This is a genomic window from Colwellia psychrerythraea (assembly GCF_000764225.1).
Lineage (GTDB): Bacteria > Pseudomonadota > Gammaproteobacteria > Enterobacterales > Alteromonadaceae > Colwellia > Colwellia psychrerythraea_D.
Genome location: NZ_JQED01000055.1, coordinates 1 through 24,411 on the forward strand (window position 1 = coordinate 1; position 24,411 = coordinate 24,411).

Genomic DNA, 24,411 nt, shown 5'->3' on the forward strand with positions numbered 1-24,411 from the left:
AGCCGATCACTCAATACCATTTTGACCGAAAAGTGATCGGCATCGATGGTATTGAGTGATCGCGATGGATGGTATTAGGTGATCGGCTTAGATGGTATTAGGTGATCGCGATGCATGAGAATATGCAGCTATTACGTTGGTCTCGAAGATGATTATGATACAGGTCTTAACTTTATTGGAAAATACGATCAACATGATATTCGACTGGCATTTTTTAAAAATGACGAGCAGGGTGGTCTAGACGGTTATGTAAGTAGCAGAAATGAACGCTACTCTTACGATGTTATCGGGATCAGAAATTTTGAGAATGGTGAAGGCATCTGGGACGCTCCCGATCAGGGCATGGCCGAAAGTAATACTTTTAACTTGAGATATGCTTACAATTTCACTAATACTGAAGTGGGTGTATCTTTACAGTCGGGTGATCTTGAAGGTGTAAATGGTTCGTTAGGTGCTCAAACGGCATACGCTTTTCACGTTAAAAGTAATATAGATAATATTGGTATCATGTTCCAATACTCTGATTATGAGTATGACCTAGACAATGGCTTTGATTCTGTTGTAGTGGGTGCCTGGGCTTTCAATGATACTATTCCTACAGAAGCTAAGTTATACAACCTTAATCTGTCCTACAATAAGTCCGTGTCTTTCGGTCCAATTACTAATCTAACTTTCTATAATGATTATAACTTGATGACGGATAAATCAGGCGATTTTAAAGAAGATACTGTAATGAACGTAACAGGTGTAGCTATTACCGCAGGTGGTGTCTACGCTTATGTTGATTTTATAACGGCGAAGAACCAACCCTTTATTGGTGGAACTATGGCTGGTGACAGTGACGAATGGAACAAGCGTCTTAACATCAATATCGGCTACTATTTTTAATTATTGATCTTATGAAAGTTAGTATCTCTGGCTTTCACCGACACTTTTATAACGGGCAACGCCAAACTAGTTGCCCGTTCATCTCACTCACTAAGGGAAAGGTTTTAACTTATTGCCCAATAGTATCTTACCCATTGCATTTGAGTCTTATAACAATGCTTATTACTTTATATCTATCCTTTGACGTCCGATAAACTAAGTTGCTAAAGTTTAAAGATTACCATTCTTTTTTGAAATGAAAATAACTTTATTTAGCTCTGTAAGTATTATTCTACCCGAACTGACTTAGCCTCTTACCTGATTCACTTTGAGTTATGTAACTAAGCTGATATTCTATTAATCACATTATAATAATAAGTAGTAGTATATGCGCTCCCTTCCTTCCCTCACTGCTCTACGTGTATTTGAAACGGCTGGCAAATCGTTAAGCTTTACGTTGGCAGCTAAACAACTGCATGTTACCCAAGGTGCTGTGAGTCGCCAAGTCAAGCAATTGGAAAGTTTTTTAGGCGTTCCTCTTTTTGTGAGATTACACCACAAAATGGAGTTAACAGATGCCGGATTTCAGTTGTTAACTAAGTTGGAACGATCGTTCGATATGATGGAAGAAGCCGTTCTGGACATTCGCGAACCAAATCAACGTCAAAAACTTAATATATTTGTTTCACCTACTTATGCGACGCGTGATCTAGCCCCACGGTTGGCGGACTTCCAGAATCGTTTCCCCGAATTAGAGCTTTCGATTCAAGATCAAGTGAGTCAGCATACCTTGTTTGATTGTATCATCCGTTTTGGGCTGGCTGAAAAACCTCGTTTTTATAGCGAACTTTTGAGGCTGGAACAGCATGTCGCTGTTTGTACTCCCGAATTGGTTCTGCGAAGCCAATCCCTAGAGAAAGAAAGCAATAACTTATTACATATTTTACATGAGGGAAAAAGGCTTGGTGTGTGGGCAGACTGGTTACAGGCTGCAGGTCTTCGTGAGCAAATAAGCCCTCATCGTGGTATGGAATTCAGTACGATGGATCAGGTCATTAACGCTGTAAAAACTGGCGCTGGTTTTGCTGTCATTGATAAATACATGATCACTAAAGAGCTAGAAAAAGGAACCTTAGTTCAATTTAGTAATGTAGAGGTCAGCGGCCCTTATGGGTATTGGCTCGATATTCTCAGTGAAAAACAAGGGTTATCCAAAGTTGCGCACTTTGTTGGTTGGCTTAAGGGAAGTTGAGCATCAGTAAATAAACGTAGGTGACTTGGTTAAGGCAAAGACATCTTACGAAATAAAGCTATAGAAATGTTAGTTCAAAACATTTGCTCGATGGAAAGTTTATATTTCCTTCTTTTTACAACACCTGATTGCGACAATGCCTTATTAACAATCTCTTAATTGATCGGTATTAGTTGTCTTAGCATGCTTATAGAGCAAAAAAAACTGAGCCAGCGTGATGCTGGCTCAGTTATGGTTTACTCTAAATAGATATTACTAAGTATTAATTAGCTATGACAGTAGCTGTTTGTGGCGCTACGTCCTCACTCTTTCTGCCATCTAAAGCATCGGGTCTTAGTTCAACAATATTTCCCGTGATCACTACACGATTAGCCAGCTTTATAAAAGCAAAGGCCGAGCCAACCACTATTAACATTCCTGGAACACCAGAGAGGTTAAATAACATCTTAACTCCATCAACTCCAATAAAGCTAGCACTTATCCATGCAACAAAAGCAATAGCACCGCCCCAACAAGCTTTTATCCACAATGGTGACTGAATATTTTCAGCATCGATTCCCTTAGTACATAAGCTACCAATGGCATCAGTATTGGAATCTACCGCGGTAATAAAGGTGATAAAACAGGTGAAGATAAATATTGCGCTGAGTATGGTACTACCTGGCAATTGATCAAATAGTACATAAATTACCGAGGCAAAACCATTTGCCTTGTATGCATCATACATGATGCCACCTTGAGTGGTGTCGAAGAACAATGATGAACCACTGAAAATACTGAACCATACGAAGCCAAACAGTGATGGTAGCAATGTATTGACAATAATAAACTGACGTACAGTGTAACCTCGAGCGATCTTGCCTAAGAATAAGCAACTTAGCGGTGCCCATGCAAACCAACTTGCAAAGAAAGCAACGGTCCACCAACCCGGCCATTGGCTATTACCTGATGCGCCGGTTACTAAGTTACGGGCAAAGAAATCTGATACATAAACCCCTAAAGATTCAACACCCAACGACAAAATAAAGACGCTAGGGCCAACAATGAATATAAATAATGCGCCGATTAAATAGATCCAAGTATTAAGGCGAGCTAAATTTTGAATACCATTTTGTAGTCCAGTCGTAGCAGAAACAATAGCCGAACCAATGATAACTACCGCAATGAGTGCATAAACGGTAGCACTTTTTTCAATACCGAAAATAGACTGAAAGCCATCACCGATAACCAGCAGACCCGACGTTAGAGTCGCCGACATACCTAAAACAACTGAAAATAATGCAAGACCATCGATAACTTGACCACCGACACCGTCAGCCCAACGACCCAAGATAGGGCGCAACATTGATCCGATAGAGAATTTAAGCTTTAAATTGTGTAACGATAAGGCAAAGGCGAGTGCGGCAACGGTATAAATGCAGTATGGTGTGATAGTCCAATGGACAAAGATTGTCGACATTGAAAAGCGCATAGCTTGCGCACTTTCTGGCGTTATACCAAGGTACTCAGGTGGCTGGTAATAATGGAGAATTGGTTCAGCAACAGACCAGAACAAAATACCCATAGCGATTACCGTAGTAAGTGATACAGCGAACCATTTAAACGGGGTAAGTAATGGCGTGGAGCCTTCACCACCAATGCGGACTTTGCTGATAGGAGCAAAAAAAGCATAAGCAACTACAAACACCAAAAAAACGGCACTGAGATTAAAAAGCCAAGATAAATTGGTGATGATCATGGAGTTTAACGCGGAAGTTGCCGCAATAAAGTTTTTCTCATCAATGATGGTGTAAATAACCGTTAATACCAGGCAGACAAAAGCCGGCCAGAATGTTATCGGGCGCAGGTGTTTCATACCGATTTCCTTATTATTATAGTTGACCAATAGTGTTGGTCATTATGGGCTGATTTTAGCCTAATTAGAGTGGCGTAATCTAGCAAAGAACAGAAGCCATAAAAAATCACTCGCTTATTACATAAAGTAACAAGTGGGCTTGATTGTTTGAAGGTTGCTCGGTTTGACGATTAATGTATTTATTTAAAACAGTCAATTACGAATGTAACTTTAATCATTTTGTCAGGGAGGTAAATAAGTTTTTACTAGGTTTTTTTGATATAGCTTTTTGATAAATTATTAATCACGTTGTTATAAAAAGCTCTATCTGGAATTGTGCATCATTGATTAGGCTAGGTTACTTGATGGGGGAAGAGTTGGATAATTAACCATGATATGACGATGGCTGTTAACCACGATAAATGATTATTATTTAACATTAACATTAACATTCCCATTCTCATTCACATAGCTCAGGAACGTCATCCCCGTGGTGTATTAATCGGGGAGCCAGTGTCTAAAAAGTGATGGATCTTCGATCAGAAACTTCGAAGATGATGTTTACAGCAACATCCTGAGCTAACTACATAGGCATGTTATTTAATGGGTAAGCTAGCACGTTTGCAGAGCAAAATATCAGAGTGAGTTTTTTTCAGCTCACTATGATAAATGATCGATTGTGGATGATGCGGTAATTACATCAGATGGCGGATAAATTGACTCATTAAATAGGATAATAATATGCCACACAATAATTACCGCACCGAACATGACCTCATTGGCGCTATCAAGGTGCCTCTTGATGTTATGTACGGCGCACAAACACAGCGAGCTGTTGAGCTGTACCCGCTTAATGGAGAGAAGCCGCTGTCAGCATACCCTGAGCTAATCATCGCCATGTTACAAGTTAAAGAAGCGGCGACACGTACCAATTTGGCGACTGGCGAGCTTGATGAAACACTTAGTCAGGCAATTCTCGGTGCGATTAGGTATTTGCAAGATGATTTGCCTGCGGAACAGTTTCCGGTTCATGCTTTTCATGGTGGTGGTGGCATCTCCAGCAACATGAATGTCAATGAAGTGATCGCTAATATAGCTAACCGTGACAGTTTCGGTAATGCCTTTGGCAGCTATACACCTATTCATCCCAATGATCATATCAACCTTAATAACTCAACGGCCGATGCGCTGACGACCGCTTGTCATTTAGCCATCCTAAAAAAATGGCAGGGACTTGAACACTCGTTGAGCAACTTGGCACAAACTTTTGATCAGCAGGGACAGAAGTGGCGCAAGGTTTTAAAAATTTCTCGAACCTGCTTACAAGATGCCGTCGAAATCAGCTACGAACAGTTTTTTAGCGCCTATTCGGCATTGATAACACGTAATATGCAGCGCCTTAAGCTTGATGTTGAGCAATTGTACAGCGTCAATTTGGGCGGTAACATTATTGGCCGTAGAGGGGATTGCTCGGATGCCTTCTTTGATAATTCAATGGATATATTAAACCAAGTTATGGCATCGAATAGCTTTAAGCGCAGCGAAAATTTATTCGATAGTTCACAAAATCACGATGATATGGTCGCTATTGCCGGGCGGATTGATTTACTCTCCCGAGGCCTTATTAAGGTAGCGAAAGACTTTAGACTCATGTGTTCGGGTCCTGAAACGGGCTTAGGTGAAATAACCTTGCCAGCAGTCCAGCCGGGCTCCTCAGCTATGCCTGGAAAAATAAATCCAACCATCCCTGAATTTTTAGTGCAATGCTGTTTGCAGACTTGTGGTCGTTGTTGTTCAGTACAGATGACGCAAGATCATGGAGAGCTAGACTTCAATGTATGGCAGGCAATCGTCATTAACAATGTGCTCGATGCCATGAGTTGCCTTGAAAACGGCATTACTGTGTTTACCGAGCATTGCTTAGCGGGTGTTGAACCGAACCTGCAACGGAACGAAGACAATATTAATACCCTGATCCCCAGTTTAATCCGACTTAAAAATGCCAAAGGATATTCTTTTGCTTCTCGTATTTACAAAGAGAGTGGAGGTGACATTGAGGCTATTCGTAAATATCTACAAGATTAATGACTGAATTCATTTTAGGGATGAGTTTTTGTCACTAGCGCTATGCAGTAATGTCAATTGTGGATTGTCGGCAAGGTTTTTATGATTGCTGATAATTAAGAAGCTAATAAAAAACGATAGGAACATAGATACTATGGAATTAATGAAAAGTATTCCGCTAGACTGGGCGAATCAATGGCTTAAGCAGCCAAAAAATCAATACATTGACGGCCAATGGGTAGCAGGTGCAAGCAGTGAATGTTGGACAGTTAAAAACCCAGCCAACGGTCAAGAGTTATGTCAATTTTCCATGGCCGATGCCGAGCAAGTTGAAGCCATGGCGCAGATAGCTAATCAAACCCATGAAAGTAAAATTTGGGCTAAGACCAATCGCGTTCAACGCGCTAAGTTACTGCGCGAAATTGCCCGCCTTATCCGAGAGCACACCGAAGAGCTGGCGGTATTAGAAACGCTACCAAACGGTAAACTTTACAGCGAATCTATGGTTGATGATATTCCAACCTGTGCCGATATTTTTGATTATTACGCTGGCTGGACCGATAAGTATTATGGCGAAACGTCACCCGTTGATGATGGCTTTCTTAACTATACGCTGAAAGAGCCTGTTGGTGTTTGTGGTTTAATTGCCCCTTGGAATTTTCCGCTATACCAAGCAAGTCTTAAAATTGCACCGGCATTAGCAATGGGCAACACAGTCATTGTTAAGCCGTCAGAATATACGCCGCTAACCGCGATCTATTTGATCGAGTTAATCGATCAACATGTAGACCTGCCAAAAGGTGTGATTAATTTGTTGTTAACCGATGGCAAGATGGCCAATCAGCTAACAATTAGTGAAAACGTTCATAAAATTTCTTTCACTGGTAGCACTGATGTCGGTCGTAAGATAGTACAGAACTCTGGTCTATCGAATCTTAAAGCGGCGACACTTGAGCTTGGTGGTAAATCACCGTGTATCTTCTTTGAAGACACGCCAAATCTTGAAGGCGCGATTGATCGTGCTTTCAATGTGATGTTTTCTCACAAAGGTGAGAAGTGTTCTGAGCCAACGCGTTTTCTTATTCATGACAGTATTTATGATCAAGTATTAACTACGCTGATTGAAAAAGCCAACGCCGTTAAATGTGGTGACCCTTTTACAGAAGATGTCACTCAAGGACCACAGTGTAATGAAGCACAATTTAATAAGATCATGGAATACATCGAAATCGGTAAAACAGAAGCCGAGCTTGTTGCTGGTGGCTCTGCAGATACAGAAGGTGACAATGCTAACGGGTTCTTTATCCGTCCTACGATCTTTTCTAATGTTGAGCAAAATGCACGTATTGCTCAAGAAGAAATTTTTGGTCCGATACTTTGCTGTACTCGTTTTAAAACGACTGCTGAAGCCGTGACTATGGCTAATGGTACCGCGTTTGGTTTAGCTGCGGGTATTTATACCAGCGATGTTACTCGTGCCCATCGAGTGGCAGAGCAAATTGATGCAGGGATGTTATTTGTCAATCGTTATGGCTGTTACGGTTTAAGTAGCCCATTCGGCGGCTTCAAACAAAGTGGTTGGGGCAAAGAAATGGCAATTCATTCTCTAAGTTCGTACACCAAAACTAAATGTGTTTGGGTTTACTTCGGCGACGAATAAATTATCAACAACGATTAAAATAAGCCAGTGAGATACTGGCTTGGTAAAATATTTAAGGAATTACTATGCAATACGTAAATTTGGGCAACTCTGGCCTGAAAGTTTCTCGCTTGTGCGTTGGTACCATGAACATGGGCTCAAAAGATTGGAAGCCATGGATTTTCAATGAAAAGGAAAGTGAACCTATTATTCGTCATGCGTTAGACATGGGCGTGAATTTTATCGACTTAGCTGACTTTTACTCCGTTGGCGCGGGCGAGGAAGTTGTCTGTAATGTATTACGTAGAATTGGCCGTCGTGATGATCTTGTCATCACTACCAAGGTTGGTTACGCGATGAGCGATGACATCAATGCGCAAGGCCATTCCCGTAAGCACATTTTTAATAGTATTGATGCTTCACTTAAGCGTATGGGCATGGATTATGTAGACATTTATATGTTGCACTTTTTTGATACCCAAACGCCGGTAGAGGAAACAATGAGCGCGCTTAATGATATCGTTCGTTCAGGAAAAGCTCGTTACATCGGCGTTTCCACTATGAATACTTGGCAGCTGGCAAAAATTCTTCAAGTGTGTGATCAAAATGGTTTTGTTCGCCCTATCAATATGCAATTGCAATTGAACTGTGCGTACCGTGAAGAAGAGCGAGAAATGCTACCATTTTGTCAGGATCAAGGTATCGGTATCTCAGTATTTAGTCCATTGGCACGCGGCATTTTGACCAGTGACCTGCAATCGAATCGAAATCAGACCGATTTCTTCACTCAAGAAATGTACAACGATCAGGCCTCGAAAGATATTTCGTACTCTGTTGCTAAGGTGGCAGACGCGCGCGGCTGCTCTCCCGCTCAGATCGCTCAGGCTTGGGTACTTAACAATTCACAGGTTAATTCTATGTTAGTAGGAGCTGATTCAACAGCGCAGTTCGATAGTGCATTAGCGGCACTAGAGACCAAGCTTACCAGTGATGAAATTTTTGAGTTAGAGCGTAATTATACGCCATGTGATCTCATTAATGACTACACGTCAGGAAAGCGGATCCCCCGCACCGCACGTGCAGCAAAGTCTGATATTGCTTGATCAATTCGAATTAATGGTCACAACAGTGATTAATTAATTAAACTTCAGGCTGTGTGTTCAAGTCGATATGGTTTTTCTTCATTCATATGAAAAACCATATTTCGGCTTGTTACATTGTTTACTATGTATGTTAATGCAACCCAAATAGTTGAATTAGCACCTTTGGCTAGCGTTATTATAGAGTGCCTTACGCATATACAAGCCAAGTCTTATAGTGAATTAGTTTCACAGATTACAATTTAACCTACATTTTCTAACATATCTCTTGCCGACTTCGACTATGTTCAGAGTAATACCATACCGTACATTAAAAACCTGACACGTCAGAAATCGTATCAAAATGATACTTATCAGGGACGAATTTTGATTCGTATGCAAGGTGCACATAACCGAAACAATCCAAGTATGGAAAGTTAAGGTTGAATGACTATATTGGGCCCTCTTAGCAGCCTTTAAATATATTGAACATAATGTTATCAATGAAAAAAACAAGACGTTATGAATGAAAGCAGTGGTGTCGATAAAATTTTAAACTGTCTTTAAAACAGTGCTTTATAATTGTTAGTTGAGCTGACTTATGCATCGGTTTTGTTTTTGATAAAATGGAATTTGAATCAATGGGTTATTAATGTGGCGGGCTGACTGATAAGCCAGCTCTCGCATATTAAATACAACCACGCTTCTTATACTCAGCTTCCCAGCCTTTGTATTTTTCAATTTGTTTATCTAGAAATTTCTTGTTTATATGGCGAACTTTTTTTCTTTCTTCTCAAACTTGACGCCTGAGAGTTCTTCTTCAAGCATACTGGGGACAACATGACTATAGTGTTGCTCAATTATTGCAGTACTGGTACCACATTGCTTGGCTAAAATATCTATTCGTAAATCACGACGTAGTAATTGCCAAGTAATGTAAGAGTGACGTAATGAATAAAGTGTTCTAGCACCATCTGGAGAGTCTTTTAAGTCACAGGCATCAAGTACTTTCTTGAAGGTAACGCCAAGCTCTTTGGTTTCTTCGCCATCAGCTAATCTGAACAATTTATCCTTAGGTTTTCTATTAGGAAATCTTTCTCGTAATGTATCTAAGGTATCCTATATTTGGTCACGACAGATAACTGTTTGGGTGCCCGTATGTTTACTTGTTTTACCTTTTCTAACTTTACTTTGAAACGTGCGTTATTATCTTGACGAGCCATCTCAATATCACCCCAAGTAATGCCTTCCATTTTAGTACCGGGGGTGAATTCCAGTGAAAACAGCAAATTCCATATAGTTAAGTAATAGCTCTCTGATTAATCTTGTTTTCTTTTTGCGGCTGTTATCAATCATATTGAGCAGTGTATCAAAAACTTTATCGTATTCATCTTCAGTAAATGCGGCTCGTCGTTTACCGTTTTCACCCTTTGATGTCAGAACTGGTAATTGGACGGCAATCATCCATTTATATTCAAAAGATAATTTTTAAAGGTTTATCATGGCAGCTACAGCGCATGCACTTCACATATTGGTCAAACACAAAGAAATTGCAGAAGATATTATTAAGCAGTTAGCTAAGGGTGCTAAGTTTCAAACCTTAGCTAAAAATATTCAACGTGCCCTTCTGATAAAAAAGGCGGCGACTTAGGCGAATTTAAACGAGGTCAAATGGTACCTGCGTTTGATAAAGTTGCCTTTAAAGGTGCTATATTAGAGCCTCACCTTGTTAAAACTAAATTTGGTTGGCATGTCATTAAAGTACTTTACCGAACATAGTATAGAGTTAGTATTTTTTGAGTGGACGTTCTTTTTAAAATCACTGTCGTAGGGGAGTCGGTTTAAGTCCTCTTCCAGTACCAATATTAAGTCCTGATTCGAAATAGTCGGGGCTTTTTTATGCTTTTTTCTGAATACTCATTCTTCTTGATAAGCCTCTTTAGTCTAAAACAGACGAACATTTGAAAAACAGACAATATTAGCTATTTCTCTACTTTACAATGCAGGGTTAAATACGTTATATCTATGTTGTAAGTACGAAAAATGTGATGTGTAAGTTAAATATTTAATTATTAGGTAGCGGAATAAGTATGATAAAAGTAATTATTGAGCGTGTACTCGCCGAAGATATGGAAAGCACCTACGATAATGAAATTCGTAAAACCTTAGCAGCAATAATGACAGCCAAAGGATATATTTCTGGTGCGTCGTACACCAATGTTGATAACCCAAATATCAGAACTATTATCACTGACTGGGATAATGTTGGTTGTTGGAATCGTTGGTATAAATCACAAACCCGCCAAGATGTTAATAAAGCAATTCATTTAATGCTCAAACAAGATGAAAAAATTAAAGTCTTAATGTCACAATCATTATCATAGTGTCTGTGACCATAGAATAAAAAACCCGACATAAGGTAACTTATATCGGGTTTTAAACGTTACCAGTTAGGTAACCATTTAACTTATGGGTTATAAGTAACGTCTAAACTAACACCATTTGCTGCAGAGTAACCGTAAATACCTATATGCCAAGTATCCGCGACTGGGTTGGTAAATGCACAAGCCTCAGTGTTACCACTTTTGTATGGACGACAGTCATATATAGACGACGTTGGTTGAGAACCACGTCTAATATACATATCAGCATCACCGGTACCACCACTCATTGCAAAGTCTAATGTTGCCATACCTGCAGGTACATCAATGGTGTAATATGTCCACGCTCGACGAGCAACATTAATATCTGTTACTGAGCTACTGCCGCCAGTAGCGCCGCCACCTGTAGTAGGTTCGGTAAAAGAGCCTGTTAAGCTAACATCCGTAAATGCTGAGTATGCAACAACTTTCACATAGTAAGTACCTGCTTGCGCACTAGCAATAGGACAAGTTTCGTTGTTACCACCTTCATAGGGGCGACAATCATAGCTACTACTGGTTGGTGCTGAGCCAAATTTAACATAAAGGTCAGCATCACCTGTGCCGCCAGTCATCGCAAAGTTTAACTCTGTGGCACCAGCTGGAACTTCCATAGTAAAGTTAAGCTCTGTGCTTGAACCAAGGTTAGTTTTAGTTACAGCATTTTCAAGAACATTTTCTGTTGGCGGCGGCGGTGTTGTACCACCACAACTAGATGAAAGCGCATCAGATGCCGCTTTCGCTTGCACTAAGCCATAGCCTGTTTTGTCATCGCGACCCGCGGCATCTAAATCTACGGCAGTATTTTTCATAGCACTACGAACATCATCAGCAGTACAGTTAATGTTATTGCTCCAAACTAATGCAGCAACACCAGTAACATGTGGCGTTGCCATAGAAGTACCATTGTAATAGGCATAATCTTGTGAGCCATTAACGGTTACGCTTGCATTTGTGCCTAACTGAGTCATTAACTGCTGACCTAAAGTACGGCTTACAGATACCGTCGGCACGGTTACATCGGTATTAGCATCTACTAAGAATGGATTTTGTAAACCTGGACGATCGCTATTGCTGTAAACTATTACAGCAGATGCTCCAGCATCAGCACACGCTTTAGCTGGATTGATTTCAGGGTAGTTACTACCCTTTTGGTTATCATTACGCTCTGCTAAACAAATGTTGCCATTAACATTACTACAGCTATAACTGCTGCCAGATATTGTACAGCTTGATAAAACGCCATTCGCACTGCCATCAACATTACTCACCACATAATTACCGCCACTTTGGATGTAATGTGTTTGTGGCACAACATTATCATCTCCATAAGTTGTTGAACCCGCAGTGATATAACCTAAGCGACCGTCGCCCGCAACCGTTGATAAAATGGCTTCACCCGGTGCAGAAATTTCAACTTGGCTAGTATATTGAGAAAATTCAGCATGTTGGTTGTTGCTATCTAAAGCGCCAACAGCCATTACTGAGTCATAAGAGGCAGGGTACGACATAGTGGCATTACCATCGTTACCTGAGGCTGCGATTAATAATACACCTGTATCAGCAGCAGCCTGTAGGGCATTTTTTTCAGTGTTACTTGAGCCTGAACCACCTAAGCTCATATTAATAACTTTAGCGCCATTATTTACACAAATATCTACAGCATCTGATAAATCGCCTGAGTAACCCCAACCACTTTCATTAAAAACTTTTACAATATGTAAGTTAACGTTAGTGCTCGGAAGAATACCGACAACACCTTCACTGTTATTTACGCCAGCAATAGTACCCGCGACGTGTGTGCCATGAGAGCCACCGTTTTGGTACCAGTTACCTGTACCAGAGTTATTAGTACCAGATGCATTGTTAGCTGTTAAATCAGGGTTTGATTGCTCATATCCTGAATCAATAATACAAACCGTCATGTTCGAGGCATCAGTATCTGATAACTGATCTGATTGTGTTTGAGCGATACCCCAAGGTTGATTTTGAGCCATTAAATAACGCTGATAATCGGGCTCAATAGATTCAACTGATGGATGTTTGCGAAGTTTCTCAATGAATTTCTCAATATCTTTCACTGCGTGCATTTTATCAAGCGCAATAACATGGCTATTATTTTTTAAGATCTTCACGTGCTTTAAATCTAAGCCAATTTTTTTTGCAAGTCCAGGCGGAACTGATTTTCCTTGCTGCTTATTTTTAAAAGTAATAATTAATCGATCGGTATAATCATTACGATTAAGCTTTTGCTGTGCTCGCCAATCAGCAAAACTTTGAGTTGAAGATTGAGCTGCAGGAGCAACTTTATTTAGCTTTGCTTTAGGTGCTGCATTACTCGCTGCACTAGTTACCGCTAAAACGGATATGGCTATAGTACTTAATACTAGCTTTCTATTATTGTTCATCTGATATTAACTCCATCATTGATATTTCACGCTTATTGCAATCATCATTTCGATTGGTGCTTTGCGCATTATTTTTATAGGTTGTTTTAAGTGTTTAACAGAAAATCAACATTTATCAGATTGAATCTTTAGCTGCTTTTTAACTAGCAAATAATGGACGGGTATTAATAAAAAACCGACATATCTAAGTTTTGTTTTGTTTTTAAGTTGTTGAAATTAAGTGGTTATATTTATTTTTGTCGGATCTGTTCGAAAAATTGTCGCAATATTGCTAGGGGGAGTTTTAGCAACTGTTACTATCGAATTATGCAAGAGGCAGGGAGCCAAGTATAAGCAAATGTATATATTACGTGAAGCATATAAAAAGAGAACGGACAGTTCATTTATACAATTAATCTAAATAATAATAACTAAACGACAAACATTAAAGAGAGTGAGTACCTATGAAAGTTTCTAAGTTTGCAACCTCGGTTTTAGCCTTAGCAGTTTCTGCAGCATTTTCAGCTCAAGCAGCTGATGACAGATACATAGTTAAAGTAGATCAAAGTAAAAAGGGTATTGTAAAAGCCTTAGCAAAGAAGCTAGGAGCTGATTTAAAAGTTGATGGTAATGGATTCTTTGCTGCATCATTTGAAGGCAAAAGCCTAAGTGAAGTGAAAGGTTTATTGAATAACCCGCATGTTCAGTTAATAGAAGTGGACCACAAACGTCATCTAATGTCAGCGTATAGTGATGATGCAGGCAATCCTATGACTCAACAGATTACACCGTATTCAGTTTATCAATCTCAAGCTGACCAAGTTAATTTTAACGCTAATGCCGGTATGAAAGTGTGTGTTATTGACTCTGGTTTAGATCGCTCTAACCAAGATTTCGCTTGGAGTAATATTACCGGAGATAATGATTCAGGCACAGGTAATTGGGATGAAAATGGTGGTCCTCACGGTACACACGTTGCCGGTACTATCGGTGCTGCTGATAACAACATCGGCGTTATCGGCATGGCTCCTGGCGTTGATATGCATATTATTAAAGTATTTAATGCTGACGGTTGGGGTTATTCTTCTGATTTAGCTTACGCAGCTGAAAAATGCTCTAATGCTGGCGCTAATATTATCAGTATGAGTCTTGGTGGTGGTGGCGCAAACAGTACTGAAGAAAATGCCTTTAAAGCCTTTACAGCTGCTGGTGGTTTAGTGGTTGCGGCAGCGGGTAACGATGGTAATGATGTTCGCTCATTCCCCGCTGGTTATTCATCAGTAATGATGGTGGGTGGCAATGATGCCGATAACAATCGTTATACTGAATCTCAATATCCAAGTTGTACGGTAACTTCAGGTAAAGGTAAAAGGCAAACAACAACAACGGATGAAACTATTTGTGTAGAAGTCACAGCAGGTGGCGTCGATGTTTTATCAACTTATCCTGCTGATATGGCGACAAATTCAGCGTTGAGTGCTGACGGTCAAGCTTATGCTTCTTCAGCAATGGAAAATGCTGGTAATGCGGCGGGTAATATCTACTATATGGGCACGGCTGAAGCGACAGATTCTGGTGCTAACGGTAATGTTTGTGTAATAGACCGCGGCGTTATCTCTTTCCACGACAAGGTACAAAATTGTGAAAACTCTGGTGGCATTGGCGCCATTATCATTAACAATGAAGCGGGTATGTTATACGCCACGTTAGGTGATACTAACTCAACGACTATCCCTGCAGCAGGTGCCGCATTTGAAGATCGCACTGCCTTATTAGCAGCAGCTTCTGCTGATGTATCAATTGGTACCAGTGACTTTGGTTTGATGACAGGAACATCAATGGCGACACCAGCAGTATCAGGTATTGCTGCATTAGTATGGTCGAACCATAACGGTTGTACAGGTACTGAAATTCGTGACGCACTTAAAGCAACAGCACAAGACAGCGGCGCAGCTGGTCATGATGATTACTTCGGTCACGGCATTGTTAAAGCTAAAGCCGCGAATGATTATTTAACCGCTAACGGTTGTGGCGGTGGCGTCACACCTCCTCCAGTTGGTGGTGATATCACAGCTGACGCTTCTGGCTATCGCGCTAAAGGTAAAAACAAAGTTGACGTAACTTGGTCTGGTGCAGCTACCTCAAGTGTAGATATCTACCGTAATGGCTCTTTAAGAACAACAACATCAAATGATGGCTCTTATACCGATAGCTTTAGAACTTCCGGTTCTTTTACTTATAAAGTTTGTGACCAAGGTAGTGATAATTGTTCAAGTGAAGTCACTGTCAACTTCTAATTTGAACCGAGTTAAGTACTTGAAATAGTTCCCTTCAAGTACTTTATATCCAGCTTATTGTATAAGCTGGATATTTTCATTTACGATACATTAACTTTTAAGGCCTTTAATTATTGCGTTAAAAGTTATTGAGATCGGTGTGTGTTTAGTCTATGTTTTGTAGCGATGTGTTTTTTGTAACTTCTTTTTTACAAATGTAACCTGAGTAAAAAAGACGCTTCAAGATGAAAGAAAGTACACCCTGATGTTTTAAAGAATACTTTGGTATTTTGAAAGATGTAATGGGCATAGGGGAAATAAAATGTCGAACAATTCAGTAAAACAATTAAGCAAACCATTGTCATTGTTAGGCGCAATTAGCTTATCGGTTTGGCTTGTCAGTTTATTATTAAATAACAATGTTAATAATAAAGCTCAGTCTTATATCATCAGTTCAGCGAATTACCCATTGTTAAAAGAAAAAGTTCAAACGCTTAACTTGGTACCATCTCATGAACTCGCCATTATTAATGCTGTCGCGGTTGAGTTGACTCAATCCCAGTTATCTCATTTACAGCAAAGCCTAAATATTACGGCCACTAAAAACCATAATGTCGAGTTATCAGGCGGTAATGCTTGGGGAAAACGTAAATGGCAGCCTAAAGCCGTCGTTAATGAGCTAATTGATGCTTCTTCTGCCCATACCGCTCGCAATTTTGGTGATGGGGTAACCATTGGCTTTTTAGATACAGGGTTAGATCAGTTAGAAGGCACCTCAAATGGACTAGGGTTATCAACGGACTTATATGGGCGAGATAAGTTTTGGGGAACCTACGATGCGATAAATAATAACCTCAGTAATTATAGTAATGAAGAAAGTGGTCACGGTACTCATGTCGCTAGTATTGCAGGGAATGCAGACTACGACGTGTTCGGCAATGTTTATGGCGTAGCACCAAACGCTTCATTAGTTGGAATCAAAGCATTTGATGCTGAAGGCAAGGCAACCTATGCCGATGTTATCCGTGGTATTGAGTGGGCACTGCAAGTAAAAGATCAAATTAACCTTAGAGTTCTGAATATGTCATTCAGTGGGCCTGCGCGTTCATACTATTGGGAAGACCCATTGAATCAAGCCGTTATGAAAGCATGGCAAGCAGGAATTGTTGTTGTGGCTTCTGCCGGTAATAGTGGTCCTGATCCCATGACAATTGGTGTCCCAGGTAATATTCCCTATATTATTACAGTTGGAGCGATGACAGATAGCTTTACTGAATCAGACAAAAGTGATGATGTTTTAGCTACTTTCAGTGCTGCAGGACCTACTATTGAAGGATTTGTTAAACCAGATATTGTCGCACCAGGAGGGCATTTATCAGGTTTAATGGCTTATGATTCACAAATTGTTCAAGATCATCCTGAATTTCATGATGGCGGACGTTATTTTGAAATGTCTGGCACTTCTCAAGCTGCGGGAGTTGTTTCAGGTATTGTGGCACTGTTATTAACGCAAGAGCCAGCATTAAGTCCAGATCAAGTTAAGTGTCGTTTGATGGACAGCGCACATGCGGCATTTAATAATAACGATGAGCTTGCTTATAGTGTTTTCCAACAGGGGGCTGGTCTTGTAAATGCTGCTGATGCATTAACGAGTACTGCTTCAGCATGTGCAAATCAAGCGTTAGATATTGCTCAAGACTTAGAAGGCAATGAGCATTTCTTTGGGCCTGCTAACATCAATGATGATGGAAACTTTTATGTTGAAGGTTTAGGTGATGAGTATGTCTGGCAATTAGATGATAGTAACCTTGGTGGTGATACTATTATTTGGCGAATGAATTTTGCTGAAAACGCTTTAGATTGGAGAAATACTGCCTCAACCGATACCATTATTTGGCGAATGAATGTCGAAACTGACACTATTATTTGGCGAATGAATGTTGAATCAGATACCATCATTTGGCGGATGAGTTTAGCAGATAGCACTACCGGTATTAATGTTAATAATTGGGTTGAGCAGCAGTAGCTCAATTCTTTCATAAGCCACTGTGGGCACGGTGGCTTTTTTATGTTTGTATTTCATACTGTAAACTTCCTATATATCATCATTTTATAAGAGCTTTTTTGTGAAAAAAACACTTCTTTTTTTATTCTTATTTAGCCTTAATTTCAGTGCTTTTTCACAAGAAGTAAAATTGTTTAAAAATTTCGGTATTGACAACCCAATGTCATATAACTTTGTTAGGACTATTGCTCAAGATAAAGATGGTTTTATGTGGTTTGGTTCATCTGAGGGGCTTGATCGTTTCGATGGTCACCAAACGCTAAGCTTCCAGCATGATAGCTCGAATCCTACCTCACTTAGTTCTAATGTGATCAGTCGTATTCTTATTGATAAACAACAAAATATTTGGGTGGGCACTTTTGGTGGCGGCTTGAATTTGTATAGAGAAAAAACTCAAGATTTTCTACATTTCACCAGCAAAACAAAAAATGCAAGGTTAACCAATGATTCAGTAAATGCATTATTTGAAGATAGCGAAGGTAAAATATGGGTTGCTACAGAAAATGGCTTAAATATTCTTAGTTATCATGAAGAAGGGTGGTCAACTCAGCAAATATCTCAAGAATTAGGCAACCCTAATAGTCTTACGCATAACGCTGTACTTTCCATTATTGAAATCCGTAATCAAGAAATTTGGGTTGGCACAAATGGCGGGGGAATTTCAGTCTTTAATTTACAGGGAAATTTTATTAAATACATTAAGTATGGCGATCAAAATAGTGCAACTTATGTCAATAAATTTGTCAGTAGTTTATTCCTAGATAACAACGAAGATGTTTGGATAGGTACAGTTGGTAGTGGTTTATTAAAGTATACTCCCAGAACAGAAGAATTTATTCACTATCAACTTAATGTTGATGATCAGTCAACGATTAGCAGTAATGCAATAAGTAGTATTTTTCAGGATTCAGCACAAAATATTTGGGTTGCTACAGACAATGGTTTATCTATTTATAATGATAAAACCAATCATTTTACTCGATATAATTACTCTCCGAATAATCCGTATAGTATAAGTAATGACTTTGTTCTTACTTTTTTTGAAGATAAACATAAGGTGATGTGGATAGGTACTTTTTCAGGAGTTAATCGTTGGGATCCTAGCCTTGCGACGTTTCGACAATATAATACGCAAACTGATCCTGTTTTAAAAAATCACAACATCACTAGTTTTGCGCAATTCGATAAAGATAATATATTTTTTAGCACCTATAGCGCAGGAATATATCAATTGTCGCAATATGATAATTCAATTCTTCCTGCCGCCTTTAATGCTTCGTTTTCAAAATATAGGATTATGACGCTATTTGCGGATGAAAATACCTTATGGGTCGGGACGAGAACTTCAGGATTATTTTCAATAAATTTAGATACGCAAGAAGTGGTTTCATATAAACATGATGCTGAAAATAATAATTCTATCTCAGCAAATAGCATTACAGATGTTATTAAAGATAGGAATGGTAATCTTTGGGTATCGACTTTCCATCAAGGGCTCAACTTATTGCATAAAGACGGGACTTTTACGCGCTTTACCAAAAATAAGTTAAATAGAGAAAAAGGGCCCAGCAGTAATCATGTTGTCCAGTTGTTAGAGGATGACCAAGGCTTTATTTGGTTGGCCACTTTTGGCGGGGGGATAAGTCGTTTTGACCCTAAGAAAGCAACCTTTAAGCATTTTAATCATAAGGAAGATAATCTCAAAGGAATCTCTGATGATTTTTCATGGATTATGTTGATGGATAACGAAAAAAACCTTTGGTTTGGAACTCAATCTTCAGGCTTAAGTATATTAAGTCGTGAAAATCGTCAGAATAACAATTTTTCATTTACTCACCTAGATAGCAAAGATGGTATGAAAAGCTTGACGGTATATGGTATCACTCAAGATATATATAATGATATTTGGTTTAGTACTAATAAAGGCATTTCTCGTTATTCAATGGCTGATAAAAGCTTTAAGCATTTTAACCTGACTCATGGTTTAGTTGATTTAGAATACACGCACTCTGCCGTATTTAGAGCAATGGATAACACTTTGTATTTTGGTGCTGGTAAAGGCATGAATAGTATCAACCCAGAAAAAATTAGTAGCAGTCTTACATCACCTGAAGTTCGATTAACTAGCGTTTTAAAGTTGAATGAGCCAATACCACTGGGGAGTTCATTGTCTAAATTGACCCAATTAGAATTTGACTACAGTGAACAACTTATTTCATTCGAATATGTCGGATTGAATTATTCTGCTCCAGAGTCTACCCGTTACAAATATCGTTTATTGGGATTTGATCAAGAGTGGATAGATGCAGGCAAGTCACGACGAGCTACTTACACGAACTTGCCCTCTGGTAAATATCAGCTGCAAATCATTGCTGGTAATAATGACAATATATGGAGTAAACCTGGACTATCCCTTGATATCGTTGTTAAATCAGCGCCATGGAATACTTGGTGGGCATATTTACTTTATGCTGCGTTAATTGCTCTGTTATTGTTAACTTATTCGCGTTTATTAAACCGAAAACTTCTTATTGAACAACAACAAAAAGCCAGTTTAAAACAGCAAGTAAGAGATAAGACACAAGAGTTTCATTTGAAAAATGTTGAGCTTGAACAAGCAAATCAGCAATTAGAAGATGCTGCAACGATAGATAAGGTAACAGGCGTTAAAAGCCGGCGTTATTTAGATATTTATATCGAACAAGCTAGCCAATTGATGTCGCAAATTCATGAAAATATTCTACCGGTACAACGCAGTTTATTACCGCGGTTATACCTAGTAATGATAAAGCTAGACAATATAAAACAAGTAACCAATAGCCAATTAGTTAATCTTACTGATCTACTACTTTATAGCCGAAATAATGAAGATTTAGTTATTCGATGGGCTGATGATACTTTTGTGATTATCGGTTATGAAAAGGATGATAATACCCGAGAGCTAGTAACACGTTTAACGGGTCGATTTGCCCAAGTATTAGATCATAACATTAAAGCAGATATGTCTTATTCATTTTACCCGTTCAATTATGAACAACCCATGGCGCTATCATGGGATCAAGTGAGTGTTATTACTGAACATGCGTTAAAAGTTGCTCGTGATAATAATATCAATTGGTTGGGGTTATACTCTCCTAAAGTTCAGCCGTTTAATTATTTAGATGTTATACAGCAAAATGATATTAGTGAGTTAAGTCAATTAGTCAAAATAAAACAGGGTTAGTGATTAATCAAGGGTAGAGAGAAAATTAGAATAAACGGTAATAGATTGATAGCCACCCCTATTACTTTTAATAGAAAGTTCTCAAGAGTCTACTTACACTCCTCCGCTTCTCTGGGGTCTACAGCGACAAGTTGATTGGTCAGTTATGAATCTTGAGTTGAGTCTTGTTGCGCTATTTGTTGTTGATATTGTTTGGGTGTGCAGTGATAGCTTTCTTTAAAACAACGGCCAAAATAGGTCTGAGATGAGAAACCTACATCGAGCGCTATACGGCCAATCTGCGCGCCACTAGTGAGTAATACTTGTGCTTTTTTCAAACGAAATTCTTTGATAAAGTTATTAGGTGTTGTACCTAATATTACTTTTATCTTTCGTTGTAGTTGCCTCTCGCTCATGGCAAGTTCTTTTGCTAGCAATGATATATCAAGCTCTGGATCTGTGTAATGTTTAGCTATCAAGGCTTCAAGTTTATGCAAAAACTTATCTTCCAGACTGCTTTGTTCAACCATGCTTTGTGTTAAATCAGCAGCATTTTGTTGGCTAGTATTTTTTCGCTCTACTTTTTGATCTTCATTAAATTTTTGTAAAAAGCACTTTTGTAACTGCTGTCTATTCGTGATTAAATTTTGAATTCGCGTTAATAGCTCATGTTGGTTGAAAGGCTTACTTAAATACTCATCGGCTTTTAAGTTTAGGCCTTGTAACCTACTTTCAAGGTCAGATCTTGCTGTTAACAATATTACCGGAATGTGTGCAGTCATTTCATCTTGTTTCAATTGTGTTAAGACCTCGAATCCATCAATACCTGTCAACATTAAATCGCAAACAATAAGATCGGGTATATATTCTTGTGCTAATTTCAAGCCAAGTTCACCACTGCCGGCGAGAATACAATGATGTTGTTGTTCAATAACTTGCTTTATATGGCTTTGCATATCAAGGTTATCTTCAATCACTAAAACGACTTGTTGTGAATGATTAGTTTCAATATTCGCGACTGTACGCTGCTCTGTGAGTAATGAGGTCACCTCATTTTCTGAGATACTCATCGATATTTCTGCTTCAACTTCATTTGCAGGTGCTAACGGTATTGAAAGACTGAATTTACTGCCATGGCCATGTTCGCTCACTAAACTGATTCGCCACCCATGGGCTTTAACGAGCTCATTTACTAAAGATAAGCCAATACCTACACCAAAAGTTGCTTGGTTTTTAACATCATCAGCTCTTTGAAAGCGCTCAAAGATTTTATCGATAGAGTCTTTATTGATGCCTATACCTGAGTCAATCACGCTTAAAATAATAGTATCTTGCTCAACATAAGCATTGACTTGCACAGAGCCACCGCAAGGCGTGTACTTTATCGCATTAGCAAGCAAGTTAAAGGTGATTTTTTCAAAAGCCTGGCTGTCGCAGTCTAACCACAAGTCGCTAGGGATATTACTCGTAAAGCTTATGTTATTTTGTGATGCTAAACGAGAAAATGAATCTACAGGCATCATCATTAGGGTTTGCAGTCGGTATGTGTTTAGTGATAATTGTGGGTTGTCACTTAAGCGTGAAAGCTCTAACAGTTGCTCAACCATGCGCACTAATCGTAAACCATTACGTTTTGCTGTCGTTAGCTCTTCATTTTCTAACTCATTGCTAGTTTTGGTTATATATCTATCAATAATGCCATTAATGATAGTGAGTGGTGTTCTAAATTCATGTGAAATGTTAGCGATAAATTTGTCTTTTAATTCTAATGCTTGCTTTTCAGCATGTTTTCTTGCTGATAAATTAATGAAGGTTATAACAATAAGAGGTTGTTTCGCGCGATCCGCCCACTGCAACTCAGCTTGCGCTGGAAACTCTGTTCCATCTGAACGAAGTGAAAGACATTCCACAGATATACCTAAAGCTTTACGCTGTAATGAATAAACATTACTTTGAAAGTCAAAAAAGAAATGCATTTCATCTTTTTCTGCAAATAAGCGACTCACCGATGTGCCTTTTAATTCTTGCTCAAGACTTTGAAACATCTGCACCGCGGCGGGATTAGCCGATAAGACTTCACCAGTGATTGAAGTAGTTAAAATGGCATTATTAGAAGCATTGACTATTGCTTTATCTTCACTATTAATCAGCGTATCGGTTAAATCATTATGCAAGTTATTGAGTTGTTCTAGCTCACTTTTTTCTGATAGCAGACTTTGTTTAAGCTTATTAGTTTGACGACGATGAGTAATTGCAATGCTTGCTAGTAAAGTGGTGCCAACAAACAACCAAAAAAATAAGATGATGGATTGTAGGTTAGTGTTAACACTATAAAACAGCTCATGCTCATAACCATATAAATGTGTGGCTGTAGGGATTAGCATAAGCAGTAAAATATATAATTCTGGATAGGTTTCTTTTTCTATTGCGATAGGTAACTTGGTTGTTTTTAAAGTGATATTTGCTGTGAGTATAAGTAAGAAATAGGGCAATAAATGAATAAGCTGTGCATAGTAGTTATTGATATTACTTTGGGTATCAACGAACACATCATTCGTGCCAATAAAAGTGCTTATATTACCAATGAGTAAAAAAACTGCGCTGCCAGAAAGTAGTGCAAAGGTATAACGCCAAAAATCATTTTTAACACTCAATAAACATTGGAGTAATCTAGCTAGGATCAGGCTGTTTATAACAAGATCAAATAACAAGGACGGCTTAGCTGTTTGATATATTTTTTCTGAAAATTCAGCGGGTAATAGAATAAAATAGCAAAAACAAATTAGTGTGAAAAATATAGCGGGGACTCGGCCACCAATATATTTATTAAGCGGGACATCACTTAAATGAGGATTGGTTTCTATTGCCAATAAAATAAAAAAGTAAACAAAAAGTGAAGCAAAGTCTTGATACAGCTGTTGGCTGATAGTTGTAGGAGTATCGTTTAATAATTTACTGGCTATTATTGCGAGTGTTGCTAAGAGCAAATATTGCCAGAATAATTTGAATGATCGAGATGTTTTTTTTTGAAAACAGAAGAGTAAAAATATACTGCTACATACTTGCAAAGCAAAAAGAGCAAAACTTAATGCGTTAGTAATAGAAACTGGCAGCCAGCTGGCAATAAAGTAGTAAGGAATAAAAGTAATAAAGCACACTAAGGCTAGTGTTAATTGTCTACTTGAACTGTGCAATTGTTCTTCCTATTTAGTATTTATTTTTTATTACATTTTTAAGTTACTCTGTCCCGTAAATAACCTCTTAATGTAATTTATAATAACACTTTATTAACATCAAGGTGTGAAGCTCTTCTAGTATATTATCAA

At 38.8% G+C, this 24,411-nt stretch carries 15 protein-coding genes and 1 pseudogene; 10 read left to right on the forward strand and 6 right to left on the reverse strand.

The window, feature by feature from the left end; all coding sequences use genetic code 11:
* Positions 1-114: 114 nt before the first annotated feature.
* A complete protein-coding gene (locus ND2E_RS03565) occupies positions 115-888 on the forward strand; it encodes a hypothetical protein (RefSeq protein ID WP_223303686.1) in 774 nt (257 codons plus the stop codon).
* A 367-nt stretch (positions 889-1,255) separates the two neighbouring features.
* Positions 1,256-2,119: a LysR substrate-binding domain-containing protein gene (locus tag ND2E_RS03560; RefSeq protein WP_033095365.1), complete on the forward strand. Its 864-nt coding sequence runs from the start codon at positions 1,256-1,258 to the stop codon at positions 2,117-2,119.
* A gap of 262 nt (positions 2,120-2,381) precedes the next feature.
* Here ND2E_RS03560 and ND2E_RS03555 read toward each other — a convergent pair whose 3' ends face one another.
* Entirely contained in the window at positions 2,382-3,974 is a 1,593-nt protein-coding gene (locus tag ND2E_RS03555; RefSeq protein WP_033095366.1) for a BCCT family transporter, read from the reverse strand.
* A gap of 720 nt (positions 3,975-4,694) precedes the next feature.
* Between ND2E_RS03555 and ND2E_RS03550 the strand changes: the two genes are divergently transcribed.
* The 3 genes from ND2E_RS03550 (at position 4,695) to ND2E_RS03540 (ending at position 8,759) form a co-directional block, all read left to right on the forward strand.
* Positions 4,695-6,038 (forward strand): lyase family protein, encoded by a 1,344-nt coding sequence (locus ND2E_RS03550; protein ID WP_033095367.1) that lies wholly within the window; start codon positions 4,695-4,697, stop codon positions 6,036-6,038.
* Positions 6,039-6,171: 133 nt separating this feature from the next.
* Positions 6,172-7,677, forward strand: coding sequence for an aldehyde dehydrogenase family protein (locus tag ND2E_RS03545; RefSeq protein ID WP_033095368.1), 1,506 nt, complete (start codon positions 6,172-6,174; stop codon positions 7,675-7,677).
* A gap of 65 nt (positions 7,678-7,742) precedes the next feature.
* Entirely contained in the window at positions 7,743-8,759 is a 1,017-nt protein-coding gene (locus tag ND2E_RS03540; RefSeq protein WP_033095369.1) for an aldo/keto reductase, read from the forward strand.
* Between the two features lie 741 nt (positions 8,760-9,500).
* Here the strand turns inward: ND2E_RS03540 and ND2E_RS22520 are convergent.
* From ND2E_RS22520 to ND2E_RS22525, 3 genes are read right to left on the reverse strand one after another with little or no spacing between them, the layout of a single operon-like run.
* The gene (locus tag ND2E_RS22520) at positions 9,501-9,800 is read right to left on the reverse strand and encodes a site-specific integrase (RefSeq protein WP_052056919.1); all 300 of its coding nucleotides are present in this window, start codon (positions 9,798-9,800) and stop codon (positions 9,501-9,503) included.
* Between the two features lie 44 nt (positions 9,801-9,844).
* Positions 9,845-9,988: a hypothetical protein gene (locus tag ND2E_RS23200; protein WP_190277865.1), complete on the reverse strand. Its 144-nt coding sequence runs from the start codon at positions 9,986-9,988 to the stop codon at positions 9,845-9,847.
* 1 nt (position 9,989) lies between these two features.
* Complete coding sequence (locus tag ND2E_RS22525) at positions 9,990-10,199, reverse strand: hypothetical protein (protein WP_052056921.1); 210 nt, start codon at positions 10,197-10,199, stop codon at positions 9,990-9,992.
* Between the two features lie 37 nt (positions 10,200-10,236).
* Here ND2E_RS22525 and ND2E_RS22265 point away from each other — a divergent pair.
* Positions 10,237-10,514, forward strand: a pseudogene (locus ND2E_RS22265) (peptidylprolyl isomerase).
* Positions 10,515-10,825: 311 nt separating this feature from the next.
* Positions 10,826-11,119, forward strand: coding sequence for an antibiotic biosynthesis monooxygenase family protein (locus ND2E_RS03535; RefSeq protein WP_033095370.1), 294 nt, complete (start codon positions 10,826-10,828; stop codon positions 11,117-11,119).
* Between the two features lie 83 nt (positions 11,120-11,202).
* Here ND2E_RS03535 and ND2E_RS03530 read toward each other — a convergent pair whose 3' ends face one another.
* Positions 11,203-13,563 carry a S8 family serine peptidase gene (locus ND2E_RS03530; RefSeq protein ID WP_033095371.1) on the reverse strand — a complete coding sequence of 787 codons (2,361 nt, stop codon included), beginning with the start codon at positions 13,561-13,563 and terminating at the stop codon, positions 11,203-11,205.
* Between the two features lie 443 nt (positions 13,564-14,006).
* On the opposite strand from ND2E_RS03530, the gene ND2E_RS03525 reads away from it, so the two are divergent.
* The 3 genes from ND2E_RS03525 to ND2E_RS03515 all read left to right on the forward strand — a co-directional run bounded on the left by ND2E_RS03525 (position 14,007) and on the right by ND2E_RS03515 (position 21,106).
* On the forward strand, positions 14,007-15,839 hold the full coding sequence (locus tag ND2E_RS03525; protein ID WP_033095372.1) for a S8 family serine peptidase: 1,833 nt from the start codon (positions 14,007-14,009) through the stop codon (positions 15,837-15,839).
* 301 nt (positions 15,840-16,140) lie between these two features.
* Complete coding sequence (locus ND2E_RS03520) at positions 16,141-17,844, forward strand: S8 family peptidase (RefSeq protein WP_033095373.1); 1,704 nt, start codon at positions 16,141-16,143, stop codon at positions 17,842-17,844.
* Between the two features lie 100 nt (positions 17,845-17,944).
* Positions 17,945-21,106: a ligand-binding sensor domain-containing protein gene (locus ND2E_RS03515; RefSeq protein WP_033095374.1), complete on the forward strand. Its 3,162-nt coding sequence runs from the start codon at positions 17,945-17,947 to the stop codon at positions 21,104-21,106.
* A 143-nt stretch (positions 21,107-21,249) separates the two neighbouring features.
* Here the strand turns inward: ND2E_RS03515 and ND2E_RS03510 are convergent, their stop codons facing one another.
* Entirely contained in the window at positions 21,250-24,279 is a 3,030-nt protein-coding gene (locus tag ND2E_RS03510; protein ID WP_223303687.1) for an ATP-binding protein, read from the reverse strand.
* Positions 24,280-24,411: the final 132 nt, after the last annotated feature.